Here is a 20,830-nt window from a genome sequence, read left to right on the forward strand (position 1 = left end):
TTTCCACATGCCGGACGACGCACGCGTATGGAGTGGGACACCGCTGACGTTGTTACAAGTCGCCCGGTTGCCCGTGCCGGGCGTGGCTCAGGTTGCGATGACCCTGGGCTTGCCTTCGCGGTCGATGGCCACGTAGGTCAGGTTGGCCTCGGTCACCTTCACGACATGCGGGTTCTCGGGGTCGCGCTCGGCCATCACCTCCACATGCACGGTGATGGACGTGCGGCCCACGCGGGTGATGGTGGCGTAGAAGCTCAGCAGGTCGCCGATGGAGACGGGCTGCTTGAAGACGAACTCGTTGACGGCCACCGTCGCCACGCGGCCGCGCGACAGGCGGGCCGGCATGATGGAGCCGGCGATGTCCACCTGGGCCATGATCCAGCCGCCGAAGATGTCGCCGTTGGCATTCGAGTCCGCCGGCATCGGCATCACGCGCAGCACCAGTTCGCGGATGGGCTCGGGCGCGGGTGCAGGGGTGTTTGAACTCATGCGCCGATTCTCGCCGCCCGGTGGCCGCAGCGCGCCCCTCACTCGCGCACCGGCCAGGGTGGCCGACGCGAGGCTGGCGGCGGCTCAGCTTGCGATGCTGCGCTCCTGCCGGCGCAACTCCACCGCGTCAGGTCAGACGTCTGCCTGACCGTGCCGCCGATCTGGTCCATCGCGGCGGCGTTTGGGCGCTGGAACCAGCTTAGGAGCGCGCGTCACAGCAAGGTTTGCGCTGCGTCATGCCGGGGGCGTATTTCCGCAGTGCCGCACCCGCAAGAGCGCGGCGGGACAATGGCGCGATGCGTTCCCTAGCTTCCCGAGTCCCCGAAACCGCCCCTGCCGGGACTGCCGCTGCGCCACGTGGCGACTGGGGCACCGTCGCCCGCCTGCTGCCCTACCTCTGGCGCTACCGTTGGCGCGTCGGTCTGGCGCTGGCCTTCATGGTGGGCGCCAAGCTCAGCAATGTCGGCGTGCCGCTGCTCCTGAAGAACCTGATCGACAACCTGGACCTGAAACCGGGCGACCCCCACACCCTGCTCGTCGTGCCGCTGGGCCTGCTGGTGGCCTATGGCGCGCTGCGGCTGTCGACGTCGCTGTTCACCGAGCTGCGCGAGCTGATCTTCGCCAAGGCCACCGAGGGCACGGCGCGCAGCATCTCGCTGCAGGTGTTCCGGCATCTGCACGACCTGTCGCTGCGCTTTCACCTGGAGCGGCAGACCGGTGGCATGACGCGCGACATCGAGCGCGGCACGCGCGCCGTGCATTCCCTCATCAGCTACTCGCTCTACAGCATCGTGCCGACACTGATCGAGGTCGTGCTGGTGCTCACACTGCTGGGCGTCAGGTACGACGTCTGGTTTGCCGGCATCACCATTGCGGCATTGACCGTCTACATCGGCTTCACCATTGTCGTCACCGAGTGGCGCACCCAGTTCCGCAAGGTGCTCAACGAGCTGGACTCGGTGGCCCACAGCCGTGCCATCGACTCGCTGCTGAACTACGAGACGGTCAAGTACTTCAACAACGAGGGCTTCGAGGCGTCGCGCTACGACGAGAGCCTGGAGAAGCTGCGCAAGGCCCAGCTCAAGAGCCAGCGCACGCTGTCTGCGCTTAACACCGGCCAGCAGCTCATCATCGCCACGGCGCTGGTGCTGATGCTGTGGCGGGCCACGCAGGGCGTGGTGGACGGGCGCATGAGCCTGGGTGACCTGGTGATGGTCAACGCCTTCATGATCCAGCTGTACATCCCGCTGAACTTCCTCGGTGTCATCTACCGCGAGATCAAGCAGGCGACCACGGACATCGAGAAGCTGTTCGTCCTGCTGGATCGCGACCGCGAGGTGGCCGATGCGCCCGGCGCGGCGGAACTGCAGGTGGGTGGTGCCAGCGTTGTCTTCGACGACGTGCGCTTTGCCTACGACCCGGCGCGGCCCATCCTGCACGGCGTCAGCTTCGAGATCCCGGCCGGCAAGAAGGTGGCCATCGTCGGCCCCAGCGGCTCGGGCAAGAGCACGCTGGCGCGCCTGCTCTACCGCTTCTACGACATCGACGGCGGCCAGATCCGCATCGACGGCCAGGACATCCGCGCGGTGACGCAGTCCAGCCTGCGCAAGTCCATCGGCATCGTGCCGCAGGACACCGTGCTGTTCAACGACACGGTGGCCTACAACATCGCCTACGGCCGGCCCGGCGCGGGCAAGGGCGAGGTGGAGGGCGCCGCACGCGCCGCGCACATCCACGGCTTCATCAGTGCTACGCCGCTGGGCTACGACACGATGGTGGGCGAGCGTGGGCTGAAGCTGTCGGGCGGCGAGAAGCAGCGCGTGGCCATTGCTCGCACGCTGCTGAAGAACCCGCCCATCCTCATCTTTGATGAGGCCACGTCGGCGCTGGACTCGACCAACGAGCGCGCCATCCAGGCCGAGCTGGAGGCGGTCGGCCAGAACAAGACCGTGCTCGTCATCGCGCACCGGCTGTCGACGGTGGTGGACGCGCACGAGATCCTGGTGCTGGAGCAGGGCCGCATCATCGAGCGCGGCCGGCACGACACGCTGCTGGCCCGCAGTGGGCGCTACGCCGAGATGTGGCGGCTGCAGCAGTCGGCGGACTGAACCGGGTCAGTGAGGCTTCTTGGGCTTCTCGAAGCTCTTGGGCCGGTACACGTTGCCGTCCCATTCGCCTTCCGGCCGCCCGTCGCCATTGGATGACGACTCCCGTGCACGACGAATGGCACGCTGGGCCTCCAGCGCGGCGGCGCGGGTTTGGCGCTGGCGGCGGCGCCAGCCCACGGCGCTGTCGAACTGCGCCTGCAGCCAGGCGCCCAGGCGGGCCACCGCCGCGTCCACCGAACTGCGCGCCCGGTAGGGCAGGGCCATGTGAACGGCCAGCGCGATGCAGGTAGCGAGGCCGAGGGCTGCGAGCACGGTGTGAAGCATGGGGCGAGTGTGAACCAAAGCTGCGCCGGCAGCCACCTGTGATGAGGGGATAAAGACCGGCGCTCAGGCTTTCTGTTGCAGCGCCCACAGCGCCAGCATGGCGTCAGGGATGGTCCGGCTGGCCTCGTCGCGCGCTTCGGCGCTGGCGTCGGCGAGCGGGCCGTCCTCGGCGCCCAGTGCGGCGAGCGGCGCCAGCAACGGGCCGGTCTCGGTGCTGTCGAACAGCGGCTCCCAGGCGTCGGGCGTCAGGTTCACGGCCAGCAGAAAGCCGGCGGCCCAGTCCTCGGCGTCGGCGTATTCGGGCGCCTCGTCTTCATCCGCGGTCTCGCTGTCGCCGTCCGCAAAACTGAAGATCGGCTCCCAGGCCTTGGGGTGATTCGTCCAGGCGGTGGCGATGGACTGGAGGTGGCGCAGCACCAGCAGGGTGACCTTCTTGCGCTGCTTGCCGCTGACGAAGGGTGCCGGGTCCACCGCGCCGTCGCCGCCCCAGATGACGGGTAGCCAGGCTTCACCGGGCACATCGGCCAGTGAGCGGTCGGGCGTCAGCAGCAGGCCAGCCAGGTAGCCGTCGAGCGCCTCGATGTTCAGCGCGCCATCCGTGGGCAGGATGGACAGCAGCTCGTCGAGGTCGTTCAGCTCGTCGTCGGACAGCGGGCGGTTGTCGGAGGCAGGGTTGTAGTTGGGGTATTGCATAGGTGTCGTTCTTTGGCCCGAGTTCAGCCGGGGCGGCCGTGGCGGCTCTTGGGTTTCTTGCTGTCGATTTCGGTGAACTGCGCCTTCAGCAGCGCCATCAGCACGCGCGCGTTGGCTTCGGTCATGACGATGAAGCTGCTCGGCTCGATGCCGTCAACCGGCGTCTTGGCCGTGACCAGCGCGTCCACCTTGAACATGAGCTGGCCGTACTGGTTGGTGGACGCGGCCTTGAGTTTCTGGATTTCGACTTGATGCGTCTTCATCCCGCCATCTTGCCATTCCTGGCCGCTGGCCCTAAGGTCCGCGCATGGCTCGGCCCGCTCGACTCGAGATTGCCGGTGCGGTCTACCTGATCGGCGCCCACTGCCCGTTCGAGAGCGGCCGGCCTGCCTTTGCCGACGAATTGGACCGCGCCGAGATGCGCGCGCTGCTGGCTAAAGGGCTGCACCGCTTCGACGCCCAGGCGCTGGCCTACGCGTTGTTGCCCGACCACTACGACCTGCTGCTGTTCACGCGCCGGGCCAATCTGTCCGCGCTGATGCGGCACATCAACGGCGTCTACACCCAGCACCGCCAACGCCGCGACGGCTTCAGCGGGCCGCTGTTCCAGGGCCGCTTCCACGCCGTGCTGGTGGACCGTGAGCGCCATCTGCTGGACGCCTGCCGCTGGGTCGACCTCGGCCCGGTGCGTGAGGGTCTGGCGCGTGGCGCGGCGGGCTGGTCGGGCTCCAGCTTCCGCGCGCTGGCCGGGCTGGAGGCTGCGCCCGAGTGGCTGGACGTGGACGGCCTGCACAGCCACCTGCTGAAGCGCCCGGCCATCACGGCGGCCCAGCACCGGCTGGCGGGCGACCGCTATGCCCGCCTTGTCGCGTCGGAGCCTGGCCTTGAGCTGTGGCCGGGCCGGCTGCGCGAGCAGATCTTTCTCGGTGACGCCGAGTTCGCCGCCCGCATGCGCGCTGCGGCCGCAGTGCCCCGGCGCGCGCCCCGCACGAGTTGGCCCGCGTGGTTGAAGCGCGCCGGCGGCATCCGCGAGCAGGCCCTGTGGCTGGCCCACACCGATGGCGGTGTGGCGATGACCGACCTGGCCGCGCAACTCGGCCTGTCGGTGTCGCGCATCAGCCGCCTCATCGCGGCGGCCGAGCGCGCGGTGTGAGGCCCCTGGCGTGGTGTTGCGTGCTTGACGGACAGCGCGCAACACCACACTAGGATGCGCGCCATGTTCAAGTTCTTCGTCCAACGCCCCTGGCTGGGTGCGCTTGTGGGGTTGCCGCTGGCGGCCATGTTGCTCGGCGCCATCGTGGCGGCCATCGTCTGGGTGCAACTGCCCGAGCTCGACACGCTGACCGACTACCAGCCCCACCAGCCGCTGCGCGTGCTGAGCGCCGACGGCCAGTTGATCGGCGAGTTCGGGGCCGAGCGGCGTCGTTTCGTGCCGCTCAAGGACATCCCCAAGCCCATGCAGGACGCGCTGCTGGCCGTGGAAGACAGCGATTTCTGGACCCACTCGGGCATCGACCTCGGCGGCATCGCGCGCGCCTTCCTGCGCAACCTCACCCACCGCGGCCCGTTGCATGGCGCGTCCACCATCACGCAGCAGCTCGCGCGCGACACCTATCTCACCAAGGAGCAGCGCTGGACGCGCAAGGTCGTCGAAGGCCTGCTCGCCCTCAAGATCGAGCGCGCGTTGAACAAGGAGCAGAGCCTCGAGATCTACATGAACCAGATCTATCTCGGCAACCGCGCCTACGGCTTTGCGGCGGCGGCTGAACGCTACTTTGGCAAGACGCTGGACAAGCTCAACACCGGCGAGATCGCCCTGCTGATCGGCCTGCCGAAAGATCCCAACAAACTGAACCCTGCCGTCTACCCCGAGCGCGCCAAGCGCCGCCAGGCCGTCGTGCTGGAGCGACTGGCGGCTGTGGGCCTGGTGACGCCCGAGCAGGCCAAGGCCGCCCGCGAGCAGTCGCTCGACATCCATCGGCCGCGCCGGCTGTCAGGCGTGGCCGACCACGCCGCCGAGCAGGTGCGCCAGGAGATGCTGACCCGCTTTGGCGAAGAGGCCTACACGCGTGGCCTCACGGTGACGACGACACTGCTCTATGCCGAGCAGGCGGCGGCCCAGGAGTCGCTGCGCCACGCGCTGTTCGAGCTTGAGCGCCGCCAGCCCTTCCGCGGGCCGGAGGCCACTGTCGATCTGCCCGAGGGAGAGGGCGCCGACGACGCATTGGACGCCGCCTTCGACGCCCACCCCGACCTCGGCGAGCTGCGCACCGCCGTGCTGCTGGCGCAGGATAAGAACGCCGCCAAACTCGTGCTGGCCGATGGCGAAAGCATCACGCTCAAGGGCGCGGCGCTGCGGCCACTGCAGGCGCTCAAGCGCGGCGCCGTGTTGCGCGTGCTGGAGTCGGGCAAGCAATGGGTGCTCAGCCAGACGCCGCAGGCCGAGGGCGCCGTCGTCACACTGGACCCGGCCACCGGCGCCATCCGCGCGCTGGTGGGCGGCTTCGACTTCACGCGCAACCAGTTCAACTCCGCCACCCAGGCCTTCCGGCAGCCCGGCTCGGCCTTCAAGCCCTTCGTTTATTCGGCCCTCATCGAGCAGGGCGGTTGGGCCGGTACTCTGGTCAGCGATGAGCCCATCACGGTGGGCGACTGGTCGCCGCGCAACTATGACGGCCAGTACGAGGAGGCGCTGACGCTGCGCCAGGCCCTGGCTCGCTCCAAGAACATGGTCACCATCCGCTTGGTGGAGGCCATGGGCCCCCAGCGCGTGCGCGCCTGGGCCGGCAAGTTCGGCCTGGACGAAGAGCGCCAGCCGCTGAACCTGACCATCGCCCTGGGCACGGGCGCCGTCACGCCGCTGCAGATGGCCCAGGCCTACGGCGTGTTCGCCAACGGCGGCCAGCTCAACACCGGCTGGCTGATCCAGCGCGTGCAAGACGCCCAGGGCGCCACCCTCTGGCAGGCCGACCCGCCCAAACCTCGCCAGGCCATCAGTGCACGCAATGCCTTCATGACCTCGCAACTGCTCGCCGCCGTGGCGCGCGAGGGCACCGGCGCGCGGGCCAGCTCACTGCTGGGCCGCTGGGACCTGCACGGCAAGACGGGCACGACCAACGACGCCATCGACGCCTGGTTCTGCGGCTTCCAGGCCACGCGCGTGGGCGCGGTGTGGATTGGCTACCCGCAGCCCAAATCGCTCGGCGAGCGCGAGACCGGCGGCGGCCTGGCCCTGCCCGTCTGGGCCGCGACCATGGCCGTGGCGCTGAAGGGCCAGCCCAACACCCAGCTCGCGCCGCCCACCGATGGCCTGGTGCAGCAGGACGGCAACTGGTTCTACAGCGAGTACGCCGGCGACATGGCGATTGCCCGCATCGGCGTGGCGGAGCCGGCGGCGCAGCCGGAGGACGCCGCCTCCGAGCCGCAGCAGCCCTGAGTCGACCGAGGGTTCAGCCTTTGTACGGCCCCTTGACCTCGCCCCAGCCCCACTTGGGCATGGGCGCATCGGCGTTTACCTCGGCGCCGGCCTGCGAGTTGATGACGGCCAGCCGCGAACCCCATTCCAGATAGCCCACCAGCGCGGAGCGGAACTCCGGGTCGTCGGGCATGCCCAGCTCGTCGGCCGTGTCCAGCAGCAGCGCCACCCAGGCACGGCGCTGGTCCTGGCCCAGGTGCCGGTTGAGATGCTGGCGAATCATGTGCAGGTGGCCGCCGTGCTGCGCCGAATAGTCGGCCGGCCCGCCCAGCACCTCGGCGAGAAAGGCGGCGACGTGCGCCGGGTGCTCGCCGCTCATGTGGGCGAAAACGGGTGCGAGCAGCACGTCGTCTTTCACACGCTCGTAGAAGCGCTCGGTCAGCCGCTGCAGCGCAGCGATGCCGCCGAGCCAGTCGTAGAGGGTGGGGACGGCAACGTCGGTCATGGCGTGGGCCCAAGTGATGGCGGATCAGAGATGGGGCTGGCCGCGCTGGTGGCAAGAGGCCGCAGCCGTCGGTATTTGCCCGATGAGCCGGTCGGCTCAGGTGGGTCAGGTCGGGCAGCGCGCCGGCTCGCTGGTGTCCTGGATCAGCATGGTCGTGATCTCTTCCTTTACTCGCACGGCGTCGAAAATTGCGTCTTGCCGCAGCTCGCGGCCTTTGCGGTCGAGGAAGCGCGTCTTGGTGCAGATCAGCAACTGGCGCTCACGCGGCTCCAGCGCTGCCCGGCGATGTAGCTGCACGGTGTACGGGCCGATCCGCGCTCCGCTCAAGTGCCGGAAATGCGATCCCAGGCGCGTTTCGGCAAACGCTGAATCCGACAGCTCGTATGCGGCCCGCACTTCCGCCATCTGCTTGGGCCGTTGTTGCAGCAGCGGCAGTAGATCGTCCGTACCCAGCGTGCCAAAGGCGAGCGCGGGTGTGCCGGACAAGGCGACCCAAGACAGGACTGCAGCGAAACGTGCGTGGCGCGACATGGCCCGTATTCTGGTAGTTAGTATTGCGCTTGTGAAGGCGACCACCGGGGGCGCAGCACCAACCACAGCGCAAACGCCAACTCGCCGACGAAGGCCGGCAACAGCACGACAGGGAACAGCAACTTCGCGAACGACGGCGCCAGCAGCAGCGCGAAGCTGTTGACGAGATAGGCCAGCCCCGCCGCCACCAGCCCCCAGCCCAGCAGGCGCGGCAGCACGCCGCTCGCCGCGATCAGTGCGCCGCGGATGACGCAGGCGAAGCCGAAGAAGATGAGGCCGATGCCAAAGCCCTGGCTGTGCAGTTGCACGGCCAGCATCGCCAGCGCCTCGCGCTGGCCGGGCAGGAATGCGACGCCGAAGGCCGGTGCGGTCGCGAACTCCAGCGCCGCGAGCAACTGTACGCGGTTGGCCACCAGCACGGCCGTCTGCACGAGGTTGAGGCCGGTGGCCGTGAGCGCCAGCGTCTCGTTCACCGGCCGCAGCAGCCGCCACAGCACGACGATGACGGGGATGTCCAGCACCTGCATGAGCAGGTCGGCCGCCAGGCCCAGGCGCCAGAGCTGCGGCTGGGCGGCGATGTTCTGCGCCGTGGCAGCCGCGTCGCCGGCAACGACGAGGCTGCCGCGCACGAAGACTTCTGTCCACAGGCCCAGCGCAATGATGGCCAGGTAGCACAGGCCGGCGAGGCGCAGCTCGCGTGGGGTGACGGCGCTCATGCCGGCCTCGCCAGCCGCCACGCCTGGCGGGCGACACCGCGCAGCAGCCACGACAGGCCAGCGATGACGCCGCCGACCAGCGTTGGGATGACCGCGCCGAAGGTCCAGCTCATGCCGAGCACGAAGCCCAGCAGGCTTTCCGGCCGGTGCGCGGGCACCAGCAGCGCCAGCAACAGCAGGCCGAAGAAGATGGCCTCGGTCAGCGCCTGCAACTTCAGCTGGAAGGCCAGCGACAGCGCGGCGCCCAGCAGCAGCGGCAGCGCGAAGCCGAGCGTCACGGGCAACCAGTTGCGCGCCGCAACGCCCGGCCGCAGCAGCCGGCCCGCGGCCCAGGCGGCCAGCGCCGGCACGATGAGCACGCCCCAGGCGTTGGACAGGCCGGGCAGGGCGTCGCTTTGCATCAGGTGGTGGCTGACGATGCCGCCGTGCAGGGCCTCCCAGCCGAGGTGACAGGCTTCGGCCAGCAGGGCCAGGGACACGAGGATGAGTCGCGATGTGAATGGGCTGGGCATCGGGTGGGCACGCAACGTACGCAAGAGGAGGAGCTTCGCAGCTTGCCGGAGCCGGCGCGTGGCGGCGACGGGGCTGCGACCAGCGGGAGTTTCGGGGCGATCAGCCGCAGCGTCGTTCGACCACCGGTGCGGCGGTACACGAAAGCTACGCCGGGTAACAGATGACGGCAGCTAACGGCGCCAGCCGCCTCTAGAGTCGGGTTCTCTGCCACGACCTCGCCTTCGCCCATGCGCCGCCCCGTTTCGCTCGCTGTCGTCTCGTCTCTGTTGCTGGCCCTGCTGGCCGGCTGTGCCACCAGCGTGCGGGAGCCGCGAGGGGCCGACCGGCGCATGGCCGAGGCGCCCTCCGTGGCCGGCGTTGCGCAGGAGAGCTTCGGCAAGCCGGCCTGGGGGCGGCAGGGCGAGTTCACGCTGCACGCCCAGCGCGTGCGCTACGAGCGCGGGGCCGACAGGCTGGCGCTCTTCGAGGCCCTGCCGGTGAATGTGCGCGCGCCGCTGCGCTTCAACTGGGCCGGCCCTGCGGGCGACAGCGCGGCCGTCTGCGAATCCTGGACGCCCGAGGCCAGCGCCAACGGCCGCCTGACCGACAGCAAGCCCTGGGTGCTGAGCTGCCGCTGGGGCAGCGCGCCCGCAGCCATGCTGCAGATCGGCGAGGGCCAGATGCAACGCGGCAAGCTCAGCCGCGAAGGCGCCTATCGCCGTGGCGAGCTGACGCTGGGGCTGCGCTCGGCGCATCTGCTCGACGGCAACGCGCAGCCACAGACGACAGCGGTGGGCTACGAGATGCTGCACCAGGGCACGGTGGTCGGCAGCCTGGACCTGAGCGGCCCCGTGCCGCGTCTGCGCCGCCCCGACCCGGCCACACCACTGGGCCGCGCCGTCACCGAGGCGGCGCTGGCGCTGGCGCTTGTCTCTGACCCAGGTTGAACTTGCGGGCCGAGCGCCGGGCCGCTCCCAAGCCGGCCCGCCTTGGGCGATGTGCTTGCGGCTCGATGCCGCAAGCATCGCCGTCCCCCAGGGGGACCGACTGGGCCTGGCCGCGTTCAGCGCGGCAGGGCCAGGCGAGGGGCTTCAAATTTCTGCCAGCGCCTTCAGATTGGCCAGGCCGGCGTCGAAGTCCGGCCCCACCATCTTGTCCATGAACAGGCCCATCCAGCGGTAGACGGGGTTGGCGCCCATGTCGCCGTCCATCGTCCACGTGACCTGGGTGCCACCACCGTTCGCGTCGAGACGGAACTCACCGGTCGACGTGGTGCCGAAGTCGGGGAAGAAGAGTTCGTAGCCCAGGCGGGTGGGCGCGTCGGCGGTGGTGAAGGTCATCTTGCCGTCGCCCTGGCTCTTGCTCTTCCAGGCCCAGACGGCGCCGGGGCCCGAGGCCGGGCCGCTGTACTCAATGGCCATGGCCGGGTCGCGCTGGTTCCAGGCGCTCCAGGCTTTCCAGCCGCGCGGGTCGGCGATGAGGGCGTAGATCTTCTCGGGCGCGGCGTTGATGGTCACGGTGCGCGACAGGCTGAACTTGGGCGACAGCAGCAACCCGCCGCCGATGAGCAGGGCCAGCAGCACGACGATGGCGATCAGCAGGATCTTCAGCGCTTTCATCGGGTCTCTCCAGGAAGTGGTGTGCGCGGGACTGTGGGGCACGCCTTGGTCGCCACACAATCCGCACAACTCCCTTGCAGATCAATCTCATCCTCATGACTGTTGACGCCACGCGCTACGCCGAACAAGGCTTCCTCGTCATCCCCGGCTTCAAGCCCGCCGCCGACATCGCCGCGCTGCGTGCCCGCGCGCTCGAGATCGTCGACGCCTTCGACCCCGGCGAGCAGCGCCCCGTCTTCACCACCGAGGAGCAGCAGCGCCATGTGGATGACTACTTCCTCGACAGCGGTGATCAGGTGCGCTGCTTCTTCGAGGAGGAAGCCTTCGACGATCAAGGCCGCCTGCGTGTCGACAAGGCGCTGGCCATCAACAAGATCGGCCACGCCATGCATGACCTGGACCCGGTCTTCAGCGCCTTCTCCAAGGGCGACGCGCTGCGCGGCGTCGCGGCCGAGCTGGGCCTGGCGCGGCCGCAGGTCTGGCAGAGCATGTTCATCTTCAAGCAGCCCGGCATCGGCGGCGAGGTGCGCTGGCACCAGGACGCCAGCTTCTTCGAGAGCGACCCCCTCACCGTGACGACCTTCTGGTTCGCACTGGAAGACGCGACCTTGCAGAACGGCTGCCTGTGGACCGAGCCCGGCGGCCACCGCGGCGCGCGTGGCGTGCTGCGTGAGCGCTTTGTGCGCGAGGGCGGCAAGGCCTGGATGGAGCCCGTCGACGCCACGGCCTGGCCCGCCGCCGATTCGCGCGAAGCCATTCCGCTCGAAGTGGCGGCGGGCTCGCTGGTCGTCTTCCACGGGCTGCTGCCGCACTACTCGGCCGCCAACCGCTCCGAGAAATCGCGCCATGCCTACACGCTGCATGTGACCGATGCGAGCAGCCGCTACTCACCGCGCAACTGGCTGCAGCGTGACGAGACGTTGCCCGTGCGCGGGTTTTAAACATCTTCCTCACAGCGCTCACAACTGCATACGCATCCCGCCCTGTGTCCTACAGGGAGAGGGCCCTTGCACCGGCAGGCCGCAGGCCCCGTTGAGAGCAAAGTTGGCTCATCGTAAACGTCGGCAACGACGACAGGAGGCCAACATGAAGTTTCCCAAATCAGTTCACGCCGAAGGTTGGGGCGATCACATCGACACGACTCCGGGTGCCCTGCCCGCTACGCCCAAGTCCGCATCCGCTGCATCCCCCCTGCGGGGCGCCAAGATTCATGCAAGCGACATCCGCATGAATGACGAACCTGTCTCGCCGTCGCTGGGCACGATCCCGCCCATCGCTGTGGATGCGCCCACTTCTACACCGCGCGTGGCTTCAAGTTCGGCCGCTGATCGCTCGCAGCACCGCGCCGCTGCCCTGCCGCCGCAGCGCCAGAACCAGCTGAGCTGGATGATTGCCGCCGGTGCTGGTGCCGCCGTCATCGCCGCCGTCGCCATGTGGTCGATGAACCGGCCGTCGCAAGCGCCGAGCACATCACCCGCCGTCATTGTTGGTAGCACCGAGGCACCGACCCAGGTGGCCGCCGCCACGCCCGAGCCGCCTCCGGCGGCCGACCGCGACGACACCACGGCCGCCGCGCCTGCGGCGACGCCCGAAGCCGCCGAGCCGGCCCATCTGGGCCTGCCGGTCACGACGGTGAAGCCGGCCGCTGAGTCGCCCAAGGTGGTGGCGCAGGCCCCCGCGCCCGCACCGCGCCCTGACCTGGTGGTGCGCGCCAACCCGCGCAGCGAAACGCCCGAGCGGACACCGTACCTGCAGCCGTCGACCACCATCGCCGCCGCCGCACCGGCCGCTCCGGTGGCGGAAACGCAGCCGCTGGCGGTGACGCCGGGGAATGCGCCGATCAATCTGCCGCCCACCGCCGCCGGCCCTGCCGCCACGACGATGCCGCAGCAGCCCACAGTGGCTGCAGTGACGCCGCAGCCGGTCACGCCGCCCGTCGCCGCAGCGCCGACCGACAGCGCCGCGCCGTTGTCGACCTCGCCCGGCACGCCGCCGCTGGCCCAGGCCCCCATGCCGTCGGCTGAAGACAGCGGCATCACGGTGCAGGTGCGCAGCGCCCTGGCGTCTGACTCGACGCTGGCCGCGGTGCCCATCGCCGTCAGCACCGACCATGGCGTCGTGAAGCTCGAAGGCCAGGCGCCCGATGCCCCCACGCGTGAGCGCGCCACGGTGGTGGCCTCGGCTGCCGCTGGCGTCAAGGCCGTCGACAACCGCCTGACGCTGCCGCCGGCTCCGCTGCTGAGCCAGGCGCCGAGCGGCCTCTGATCGCACAACCCTGAAATGCAAAAGGCGCCTGAGACGGCGCCTTTTGTTTTGGAAGCGTGGAAAGTCAGTGGCGGAACTGGCTGCGGGCCGGTGCCAGCTCGGCCTTGATCAGTGCTTCTTCCGTCACGTCGCGCGCAGCTTCGAGCTGCAGGCAGAGCTCGGTGATGCCGTCGTCGCGGCCGCCCGCCACTTCGGGCAGCGGTGCAGCGGCGATGTCGGCGGGCAGGTCGGCCAGCGCGCCGATCAGTTGGAACAGCAGCTCCAGGCTGGCTTCGCCGTCCTGTGGCAGGTCACGCGCGGCGCCGAGGCTGCGTGCCAGGTACCAGCAGGCTTCGGCCGCGTTGTCGCAGGCCTGGGCCTTGAGTTCCAGCGCGCGGTTGCGGGCGTCTGCTTCATCCCGGGCCTGGACCGCTTCGAACGCGCCCAGGTCAACCGGGACGGCATCGTCAAGCGAGAGCGCGGCAAAGTCGAGTGTGTGGGCCATAAGGTACTGCGGTGTTGCGAGGCAGAGCCATCCTAACGGCGGGCCGGTACGGTGAGTGCACCCTTACCTGGGGCGGCGTGAAGCAATCGCCGGAACTAAGTCACGACGACCCACCTGTTCAACGCTTCTTGGTCGGACGGGTCCAGCCAGGCAATGCAACTTGTTTGCCACGGGCCACGGCGAGGTCACCAGATGCAACGCTTTTGGTGATCGTGGACCCGCCACCGATGGTGGCACCGTTGCCCAGCGTGACCGGGGCCACCAGCACGCAGTTGGAGCCCACATGCACGTCGTCGCCGATGGTGGTGCGGTGCTTGTTGGCGCCGTCGTAGTTGGCGGTGATGCTGCCCGCGCCGAAGTTGACGCGCTCGCCCACCGTCGCGTCGCCCAGGTAGGCAAGGTGGTTGGCCTTGGCGCCGTTGGCGAGCGTCGAATTCTTGACCTCGACGAAGTTGCCGATGTGGACGTCCGAGCCCAGTTGCGCGCCGGGGCGTAGGCGGGCGAAAGGCCCGATCAGCGAGCCCGCGCCGACGCTGGCGCCGGCCGCCTCGCCGTCGATGTGCGTGAACTCGTGGATGCGCACGCCGTCGCCGATCGTCACGTTGCGGATGACGCAGTTGGCGCCGATGCGCACGCCGTCGCCGAGGGTCACATGGCCTTCGAAGACGCAGTTCACGTCGATCTCGACATCCTGGCCGTGCGTCAGCGTGCCGCGCAGGTCGAAGCGGGCGGGGTCGGCGAGGCGCACGCCCGCGCGCATCAGTTCAACAGCCTGCTGGGCCTGGAAGGCACGCTCCAGCTGCGCGAGCTGCACGGGGTCGTTGACGCCCAGCACCTCGGTCTCGCTGCCGGCCTTGATGCCCAGCACGGGCAGGCCTTCGGCCACGGCCATCGCGACGATGTCGGTCAGGTAGTACTCGCCCTGGGCGTTGTTGTTGCTGAGCTGGCCGACCCAGCGCTTGAGCGCGCCGGTGGGCGCGGCCATCATGCCGCTGTAACCCTCGTGGATGAGGCGCTGCGCCGGCGTGGCGTCCTTGTGCTCGACGATGGCGAGCACGCCGCCGTCATCGGGGTTGCGAATGATGCGGCCGTAGCCACTCGGGTCGGCGAGGTCCACCGTCAGCAGCACGAGAGCGTGGCCGGCGCAGGTGTCGATGAGGGCCTTGGCGGTGGCCGTCGCGATCAGGGGCACGTCGCCATTGAGGATCAGCGTGGTGCCTTCGCCCGCGAGCACGGGCACGACCTGCTGGATGGCGTGGCCGGTGCCGAGCTGGGGCATCTGGCGCACGAATGACAGGCCCGGCGCCGCGACGGCGGCCTCGACCTGCTCGGCGCCGTGGCCGGTGATGACGATGCGCGCCTCGGCGGCCAACGGCTCACCGCTCTTGAGCACATGGGCCAGCAGCGAGCGGCCCGCGAGCTTGTGCAACACCTTGGGCGTTGCGGACTTCATGCGGGTGCCCTTGCCCGCCGCCATGATCACGATGTTGAGCGCCATGCCTGCCTTGTTGCGACTGCGTTTTAACGAAGTCGCGATTATGGTCAGGCAGGGCGAGGGCTCCCGCTATCGAATCGCCTGCACCGACACGCGATGCGATTTCGGGTTGACGGCGGGGAACTCGGCCAGCGCCGCGTCGAACAGCGGCGTCAGCAGCGCATCACCGGCAGAGATGCCCTCGTTGCTGGCATGCGTCTCGTACAGCGCCTCGCCGCTGGCACGGTCGCGCAGCAGCACGGCCACGGCGCGGTCGTAGCGACGGTCGAAGAAGGGGTCCTGGCGCCAGCCCCAGGGGCCTGCGCCGATGTAGCCGTAGCGCGGCGACAGCAGGCGGCCGCGCCAGCGCCACCACAGCGGGTCGTCCCATGGCACGGGGTCGTAGGCGGTGACGCGGGCGCCGAGCGTGACGAGTATGTCGGCGCTCTTGGCGTCTGCCGCAGGCTTGAAGCCGGCCTTCTCCAGCGCGGCCTTGGCGGCGTCTTCCAGCGCCGTCTGGCGCTTGGTGGCCTCGTCGTTCTGTTGCTGCGACGGCAGGCGGTCGAAGGCGAAGGTGCCGGGCTTGCGGTCAGCCGGCCAACTGCCATAGCTGGAAACGTCGGCGCCGACGGTGTACGGGCCGGCACAGCCGGTGATGGCCAGCAGAGCGGCGGCGCTGAGGCTGGTCAGGACCAGCCGACGGGTGGGAGTGAACATGCTTGCCTCCTTCGATGACGGGCTGTGCCGCTGATCATGAGAGGGCCAGTTTGCCGCAGTGTGTGCGGGTGCATCGAAATGTCAGCTTTTAGGCCTTCTCGGGCGCACCTCAGCAGCGCCTCATTCGGGCATCAGGCGCACCACGTTCGCCGTGGCCGGCGGCGCGCAGCTCTCGTCGTCGTCGAAAGCGATGTCGCCATCGGGCTCGGCCTTGCCAGTGGCGCGCATGGTCTCGAACGGGAACAGCTTCTTGTCCATCATGTGCGAGGGCACGATGTTGCCCATGGCCGTGAAGATGTTGTCGATGCGGCCCGGGTAGCGCTTCTCCCACTCGTTGATCATGGCCTTGACCTGTACGCGCTGCAGGTTGTCCTGGCTGCCGCAGAGGTTGCACGGAATGATCGGGAACTCGCGGTGCTCGGCCCAGCGCGCCAGGTCGGGCTCCTTCACGTAGGCCAGCGGTCGGATGATGACGTTCTTGCCGTCGTCGCTGACCAGCTTGGCCGGCATGCCCTTCAGGCGGCTGCCGAAAAACATGTTCAGGAACAGCGTCGTGACCATGTCGTCACGGTGGTGGCCCAGCGCGATCTTGGTCGCGCCCAGGTCACCGGCCACGCGGTACAGGATGCCGCGGCGCAGGCGCGAGCACAGCGAGCACGTCGTCTTGCCCTCGGGGATGAGGCGCTTGACGATGGAGTAGGTGTCCTGCGTCTCGATGTGGAAATCCACGCCGCGGCTCTTCAGGTAGTTGGGCAGCACCTCATCGGGGAAGCCGGGCTGCTTCTGGTCGAGGTTGACGGCGACGATGCTGAACTTGATCGGCGCGCGCACCTGCATGTTCAGCAGGATGTCGAGCATCGCGTAGCTGTCCTTGCCGCCGGACAGGCAGACCATGACCTTGTCGCCGTCTTCGATCATGTTGAAGTCGGTGACGGCCTGGCCCACCTGGCGGTGCAGGCGCTTGGACAGCTTGTTGATCTCGAACGCGGCCCTCTTGTCGGCGGCGGCTTGTTCGGCGAAATCGAGAACTTCAGACATGGTGATTACCAAGCACCCAGTTCGGTGCTGATTGCGACTTCGCAGTCGGGAAAGATTTCGAGCTTGGTCAGCTTCAGCCGCACGCCGACAACGCCGGGCAGGCTCATCAGGCGGTTGCAGAGCTTGCCGAGCAGGGCTTCGACGAGGTCGGTGTGCTCAGCCGTGCACTCGTCAATGATGGCCGTGCGCACGCGGCGGTAGTCGAGCACATGGCCGATGTCGGCGTCGCGCGCGACGACCGGCAGCGAGCCGAGGTTCACTTCGGCATCGACCTGGATGGGCTGCGGCCCGGTGCGCTCGAAGTCGAGCACGCCCAGGTTGGCGCGAAAGCGCAGGCCTTGCAGGTGGATGACCTGGCGGTTGTTGTACCGCTGCGGCGCGGCGGCCACCTGCGGGCGCAGCGCCAGCTCGATCTGCTTGGCGGCCTGCACGCCGTCGGCCAGCGCCGTCTGCACGCAGGGGTGCCAGCGGCGGCTGGCGTCGCCGGCAACAAAGGCGCGCTGGCGCGAGGCTTCGTCAAGCAGCGCGAAGGCCGAGGGCTCGGGCTCGAAGCCCAGCAGCGCGGCCACGAAATCGAAGCGCTCGGGGCCGACGGTGACGCCCTCGACGTCGGGCGGCAGCGCCTCCGGCAGCGGCGTGGCCAGGCGCACCGCGATGCGCGGATGCGCCTCGGCCCGCTCGGCCAGGTGGGTCTGCGCGCGCCAGCTGCCGCGTGACCAGACGGTCACGTCATGGCCGCGTTCCGCCAGGAAGAGAGCGTTCTCAGCCGCGTTGTCGCCGGCGCCCAGCAGCAGCACGCGGCCCGGTGGCAGCGTGTCGCGGCGAGCGGTGAGCTGGGCGGCGTCTAGCACGCGGTCATGCGGCACGGCGAAATAGCGCGCCGGGCGCAGCAGGCGCAGGCCGGTGGCGACGAGCAGCGCGCGCGCCTGCACGTGCTCGCCGGTGGCCAGTTGCAGCGTCCAGCCCTCGGGCGTGTGGCGGGCGGACTCGGCTCGCGTGCCCAGGCGCAGCGTCATGCCCGGCGTGCCTTCAGCCTGGGCGGCGTAATGCTCGCCTAAAGCGGCCAGCCGCGCGGCCGGCTCGCCCAGCACCCAGTCCTGCGTGAAGTGGAGCCCCGCCAGCGCGGCGCACAAACGCGGCTCGCGCTCGACGAGCAACGCCGTCATGCCCATCTGGCCCAACCACGACGCGGCGCTGCAGCCGGCGGGGCCGCCGCCGAGGATGGCTACGTCGATGGAGAGGGGGCTGGGCATGGTGCGGGCTGGGCAAAGCCGCGAATTATCCCAGTCAGCCCTAGGCGCGCAACCGCTTCCAGACACGCCAGCCCAGCAACACCGCCAGGATCGCGCCGTAGACGGCCGGCTCGGCAAAGTTCTGCTTGCCGGCGCGCATCCAGATGAAGTGCAGCAGCGCGATGACCGAGACCGCGTAGACCGCCTTGTGCAGCGCCTGCCAGCGCTTGGCGCCCAGGGCCTTGATGGCCTTGTTGAAGCTGGTGGCGAACAGCGGCAGCATCAACGCCCAGGCCGTGAAGCCCATCAGGATGAAGGGCCGCTTGACGATGTCGGCTGCGATGTCGGCCGGCACCAGGCCCATGTCCAGCCAGCCGTAGGCCAGCAGATGAAGGGACGCATAGCTGAAGGTGAACACGCCCAGCATGCGGCGAAAGCGCGCCAGCGCGGCCAGGCCCGTGAGCTGGCGCAGCGGCGTGATGGTGAGCGTCAGCCACAGGCCGCGCAGCGTCCAGTCGCCCAGCCGGCGTATCAGCGCCTCGGCCGGGTTGGCGCCGAGGTGGTTGGTGGCCGCCGCGTAGACCAGCCAGGCCAGCGGTGCGAGGCAGAGCAGGAACAGCAGTGGCTTGGCGGCTCGGCTGAGCAGCGCCTTCGACAGGACAGCCTTCATCGGCTCAGTAGAACTTCTTCAGGTCCGTGCCCGCGTAGAGCTGCCCGACCTGCGCCTCGTAGCCGTTGAACATCAGCGTCGGCCGCTTCTTGGCGAACAGCCCGTCCTCGCCGATGCGGCGTTCGGCCGCCTGGCTCCAGCGCGGGTGGGGCACGTTGGGGTTCACGTTGGAATAGAAGCCGTACTCCTGCGGCGCGCTCTGCTCCCAGCTGCTGCGCGGCTGCTTCTCCACAAAGCGGATCTTGACGATGCTCTTGGCCGACTTGAAGCCGTACTTCCAGGGCAGCACGACGCGCACCGGCGCGCCGTTCTGGTTGGGCAGCACCTCGCCGTACATGCCGAAGGTCAGCAGTGCCAGCGGGTGCATGGCTTCGTCCAGGCGCAGGGCCTCGACGTAGGGCCAGTCCAGCACGCCGGAGCGCAGGCCGGGCATCTGGGACTTGTCGGCCAGCGTCGTGAACTCGACGAACTTGGCCTTGCCCGTGGGTTCGGCGCGCTTGATCAGTTCCGACAGCGAATAGCCCACCCACGGGACGACCATGCTCCAGCCCTCCACGCAGCGCAGCCGGTAGATGCGCTCCTCCTGGGCGCTGAGCTTGAGCAGCGCGTCGATGTCGTAGTTGCCGGGCTTGGCGCACTCGCCCTCGACGGCCACCGTCCAGGGGCGCGTCTTCAGCGTGTGGGCGCGCTGGGCGGGGTCGGCCTTGTCGGTGCCGAACTCGTAGTAGTTGTTGTACGAGGTCGCGTCGGCGTAGCTGGTGGGCTTGTCCAGCACCATCGCGCCGGCTGCGGTGGAGTGCGCACCGGGCAGCTTGGCCAGCTTGCCGCCGCCCGCAGGCGACTGGGCCAGCGCCAGCGGCGACGCGGCCATGGCGCCAAGGCCGGAGAGGCCCACCAGCGCACTGCGGCGGTTCAGGTAGACCGAGCGCGGCGTGATTTCGCTGGGCAGGGGGTCGTGAAGGGCAGGGGTTCGGATCAGCATGGGGGTCTCTCGGGGCTGGAGGCTGACCACTGGGTCGGCGCAGGACGGGCGCAACTTACACCGGGCGGCGTGATCGTGCTGATCGTTACTTGAGATTCCGACTCTCCATGGGTACCCGGCTCAGCGGCGGGCTCACGCGGGGCCGCCGACACGCGAAAGATCGCCTTGCTCTCCAGCTTGGATCCATCCATCCCGCTCACGCCGGGCCGCCTGGGCCTGGGGAAACGACAGGCGGATGACCCGCAGATCGGCGAGATCACCTTGGGCGCCTGTTCCGGCCAGAGTGCATTTCCCAGTGATCTAGACTCCGCGCCCTGGTCATCACCGTGGAACAGGTGTTCCGGCCAGAGTGCATTTCCCAGTGATCTAGACTCAGAGTCGCGGCCGTTTTCCTCCGCCTCTTGTTCCGGCCAGAGTGCATTTCCCAGTGATCTAGACTTCACCGGCCATGATGTTCCTTGATGTGATAGTTCCGGCCAGAGTGCATTTCCCAGTGATCTAGACTTCGAAACATATTGCGCTTATAACTGAGGAAGGTTCCGGCCAGAGTGCATTTCCCAGTGATCTAGACTACCCGTTTCGCTGTCGTACTGGTCGTACTTGTTCCGGCCAGAGTGCATTTCCCAGTGATCTAGACTCGGCAAGTTGGCGGGCGCTGATGCCCATGGGGTTCCGGCCAGAGTGCATTTCCCAGTGATCTAGACTGGGCCGTGACATCGACCTGCGTGAAGATGTGTTCCGGCCAGAGTGCATTTCCCAGTGATCTAGACTGGTTGCGGCAACCAGTGTGAACAGCTCGCGGTTCCGGCCAGAGTGCATTTCCCAGTGATCTAGACTACCGATCACCCGCTCCTCGCCACGAACGGTGTTCCGGCCAGAGTGCATTTCCCAGTGATCTAGACTGGTTGCGGCAACCAGTGTGAACAGTTCTCGGTTCCGGCCAGAGTGCATTTCCCAGTGATCTAGACTCTTTCGCGCAGGTCAGCCACGGGCATTATACGTTTTGGTCAGAGTGTATTTCCCAGTGATCTAGACTGTGCAGCTTGACACGATCGGAATCTGGGTGTTCCGGCCAG

General features: G+C 68.6%; 22 protein-coding genes, 1 pseudogene and 1 CRISPR repeat array. Of the genes and pseudogenes, 6 read left to right on the forward strand and 17 right to left on the reverse strand.

What is annotated here, in order from left to right:
* Positions 1-87: 87 nt before the first annotated feature.
* Positions 88-489 carry an acyl-CoA thioesterase gene (locus ABIS05_RS27920; RefSeq protein ID WP_348012776.1) on the reverse strand — a complete coding sequence of 134 codons (402 nt, stop codon included), beginning with the start codon at positions 487-489 and terminating at the stop codon, positions 88-90.
* A gap of 296 nt (positions 490-785) precedes the next feature.
* Here ABIS05_RS27920 and ABIS05_RS27925 point away from each other — a divergent pair, with 296 nt between their 5' ends.
* Positions 786-2,597: an ABC transporter ATP-binding protein/permease gene (locus tag ABIS05_RS27925; protein ID WP_348012777.1), complete on the forward strand. Its 1,812-nt coding sequence runs from the start codon at positions 786-788 to the stop codon at positions 2,595-2,597.
* A 6-nt stretch (positions 2,598-2,603) separates the two neighbouring features.
* Here the strand turns inward: ABIS05_RS27925 and ABIS05_RS27930 are convergent, their stop codons facing one another.
* From ABIS05_RS27930 to ABIS05_RS27940, 3 genes are all read right to left on the reverse strand, one after another.
* Positions 2,604-2,921: a hypothetical protein gene (locus ABIS05_RS27930; protein ID WP_348012778.1), complete on the reverse strand. Its 318-nt coding sequence runs from the start codon at positions 2,919-2,921 to the stop codon at positions 2,604-2,606.
* Between the two features lie 63 nt (positions 2,922-2,984).
* The gene (locus ABIS05_RS27935) at positions 2,985-3,614 is read right to left on the reverse strand and encodes a UPF0149 family protein (RefSeq protein ID WP_348012779.1); all 630 of its coding nucleotides are present in this window, start codon (positions 3,612-3,614) and stop codon (positions 2,985-2,987) included.
* 23 nt (positions 3,615-3,637) lie between these two features.
* A complete protein-coding gene (locus ABIS05_RS27940; RefSeq protein WP_348012780.1) occupies positions 3,638-3,877 on the reverse strand; it encodes a hypothetical protein in 240 nt (79 codons plus the stop codon).
* Positions 3,878-3,921: 44 nt separating this feature from the next.
* Here ABIS05_RS27940 and ABIS05_RS27945 point away from each other — a divergent pair, with 44 nt between their 5' ends.
* Both ABIS05_RS27945 and ABIS05_RS27950 read left to right on the forward strand, forming a co-directional pair.
* Positions 3,922-4,767 (forward strand): transposase, encoded by an 846-nt coding sequence (locus ABIS05_RS27945; RefSeq protein WP_348012781.1) that lies wholly within the window; start codon positions 3,922-3,924, stop codon positions 4,765-4,767.
* A gap of 63 nt (positions 4,768-4,830) precedes the next feature.
* The gene (locus ABIS05_RS27950; protein ID WP_348012782.1) at positions 4,831-7,050 is read left to right on the forward strand and encodes a PBP1A family penicillin-binding protein; all 2,220 of its coding nucleotides are present in this window, start codon (positions 4,831-4,833) and stop codon (positions 7,048-7,050) included.
* Positions 7,051-7,063: 13 nt separating this feature from the next.
* Here ABIS05_RS27950 and ABIS05_RS27955 read toward each other — a convergent pair whose 3' ends face one another.
* The 4 genes from ABIS05_RS27955 to ABIS05_RS27970 form a co-directional block, all read right to left on the reverse strand.
* Positions 7,064-7,534: a group II truncated hemoglobin gene (locus tag ABIS05_RS27955; RefSeq protein ID WP_348012783.1), complete on the reverse strand. Its 471-nt coding sequence runs from the start codon at positions 7,532-7,534 to the stop codon at positions 7,064-7,066.
* A gap of 105 nt (positions 7,535-7,639) precedes the next feature.
* Positions 7,640-8,020, reverse strand: coding sequence for a hypothetical protein (locus ABIS05_RS27960; RefSeq protein WP_348063380.1), 381 nt, complete (start codon positions 8,018-8,020; stop codon positions 7,640-7,642).
* Between the two features lie 62 nt (positions 8,021-8,082).
* A complete protein-coding gene (locus ABIS05_RS27965; protein ID WP_348012785.1) occupies positions 8,083-8,781 on the reverse strand; it encodes a DUF4386 domain-containing protein in 699 nt (232 codons plus the stop codon).
* Positions 8,778-9,293, reverse strand: a complete 516-nt coding sequence (locus ABIS05_RS27970; protein WP_348012786.1) for a hypothetical protein — start codon at positions 9,291-9,293, stop codon at positions 8,778-8,780. Before ABIS05_RS27970 ends, ABIS05_RS27965 begins: the two co-directional genes overlap by 4 nt.
* Positions 9,294-9,521: 228 nt before the next feature.
* Here ABIS05_RS27970 and ABIS05_RS27975 point away from each other — a divergent pair, with 228 nt between their 5' ends.
* Positions 9,522-10,220 carry a hypothetical protein gene (locus ABIS05_RS27975; protein WP_348012787.1) on the forward strand — a complete coding sequence of 233 codons (699 nt, stop codon included), beginning with the start codon at positions 9,522-9,524 and terminating at the stop codon, positions 10,218-10,220.
* Between the two features lie 144 nt (positions 10,221-10,364).
* Here the strand turns inward: ABIS05_RS27975 and ABIS05_RS27980 are convergent, their stop codons facing one another.
* The gene (locus ABIS05_RS27980; RefSeq protein ID WP_348012788.1) at positions 10,365-10,892 is read right to left on the reverse strand and encodes an SRPBCC family protein; all 528 of its coding nucleotides are present in this window, start codon (positions 10,890-10,892) and stop codon (positions 10,365-10,367) included.
* A gap of 95 nt (positions 10,893-10,987) precedes the next feature.
* Between ABIS05_RS27980 and ABIS05_RS27985 the strand changes: the two genes are divergently transcribed.
* Complete coding sequence (locus tag ABIS05_RS27985) at positions 10,988-11,833, forward strand: phytanoyl-CoA dioxygenase family protein (RefSeq protein WP_348063382.1); 846 nt, start codon at positions 10,988-10,990, stop codon at positions 11,831-11,833.
* Positions 11,834-12,119: 286 nt separating this feature from the next.
* Positions 12,120-13,157, forward strand: a complete 1,038-nt coding sequence (locus ABIS05_RS27990) for a BON domain-containing protein (RefSeq protein ID WP_348012790.1) — start codon at positions 12,120-12,122, stop codon at positions 13,155-13,157.
* Positions 13,158-13,221: 64 nt separating this feature from the next.
* On the opposite strand, the gene ABIS05_RS27995 is transcribed toward ABIS05_RS27990, so the two are convergent.
* The 8 genes and pseudogenes from ABIS05_RS27995 to msrP form a co-directional block, all read right to left on the reverse strand.
* Complete coding sequence (locus tag ABIS05_RS27995) at positions 13,222-13,641, reverse strand: hypothetical protein (RefSeq protein WP_348012791.1); 420 nt, start codon at positions 13,639-13,641, stop codon at positions 13,222-13,224.
* 118 nt (positions 13,642-13,759) lie between these two features.
* Positions 13,760-15,139 (reverse strand): bifunctional UDP-N-acetylglucosamine diphosphorylase/glucosamine-1-phosphate N-acetyltransferase GlmU, encoded by a 1,380-nt coding sequence (gene glmU / locus ABIS05_RS28000; protein WP_348012792.1) that lies wholly within the window; start codon positions 15,137-15,139, stop codon positions 13,760-13,762.
* 66 nt (positions 15,140-15,205) lie between these two features.
* A complete protein-coding gene (locus ABIS05_RS28005) occupies positions 15,206-15,832 on the reverse strand; it encodes a DUF4136 domain-containing protein (RefSeq protein ID WP_348012793.1) in 627 nt (208 codons plus the stop codon).
* Positions 15,833-15,952: 120 nt separating this feature from the next.
* Positions 15,953-16,870, reverse strand: a complete 918-nt coding sequence (gene ttcA / locus ABIS05_RS28010; protein ID WP_348012794.1) for a tRNA 2-thiocytidine(32) synthetase TtcA — start codon at positions 16,868-16,870, stop codon at positions 15,953-15,955.
* Between the two features lie 5 nt (positions 16,871-16,875).
* Positions 16,876-17,259: a dihydroneopterin aldolase gene (locus ABIS05_RS28015; protein WP_348012798.1), complete on the reverse strand. Its 384-nt coding sequence runs from the start codon at positions 17,257-17,259 to the stop codon at positions 16,876-16,878.
* 318 nt (positions 17,260-17,577) lie between these two features.
* Positions 17,578-18,123: pseudogene (locus ABIS05_RS28020) on the reverse strand (FAD-dependent oxidoreductase); the annotation flags it as partial.
* A gap of 40 nt (positions 18,124-18,163) precedes the next feature.
* Positions 18,164-18,772, reverse strand: coding sequence for a protein-methionine-sulfoxide reductase heme-binding subunit MsrQ (locus tag ABIS05_RS28025; RefSeq protein WP_348012795.1), 609 nt, complete (start codon positions 18,770-18,772; stop codon positions 18,164-18,166).
* Between the two features lie 4 nt (positions 18,773-18,776).
* Positions 18,777-19,754: a protein-methionine-sulfoxide reductase catalytic subunit MsrP gene (gene msrP, locus ABIS05_RS28030; RefSeq protein ID WP_348012796.1), complete on the reverse strand. Its 978-nt coding sequence runs from the start codon at positions 19,752-19,754 to the stop codon at positions 18,777-18,779.
* A 271-nt stretch (positions 19,755-20,025) separates the two neighbouring features.
* Positions 20,026-20,790: a CRISPR direct-repeat array (repeat unit 36 nt; unit sequence GTTCCGGCCAGAGTGCATTTCCCAGTGATCTAGACT).
* The last annotated feature ends 40 nt before the right edge of the window (positions 20,791-20,830 follow it).

It is taken from the genome of Roseateles sp. (genome assembly GCF_039929605.1).
GTDB lineage: Bacteria > Pseudomonadota > Gammaproteobacteria > Burkholderiales > Burkholderiaceae_C > Pelomonas.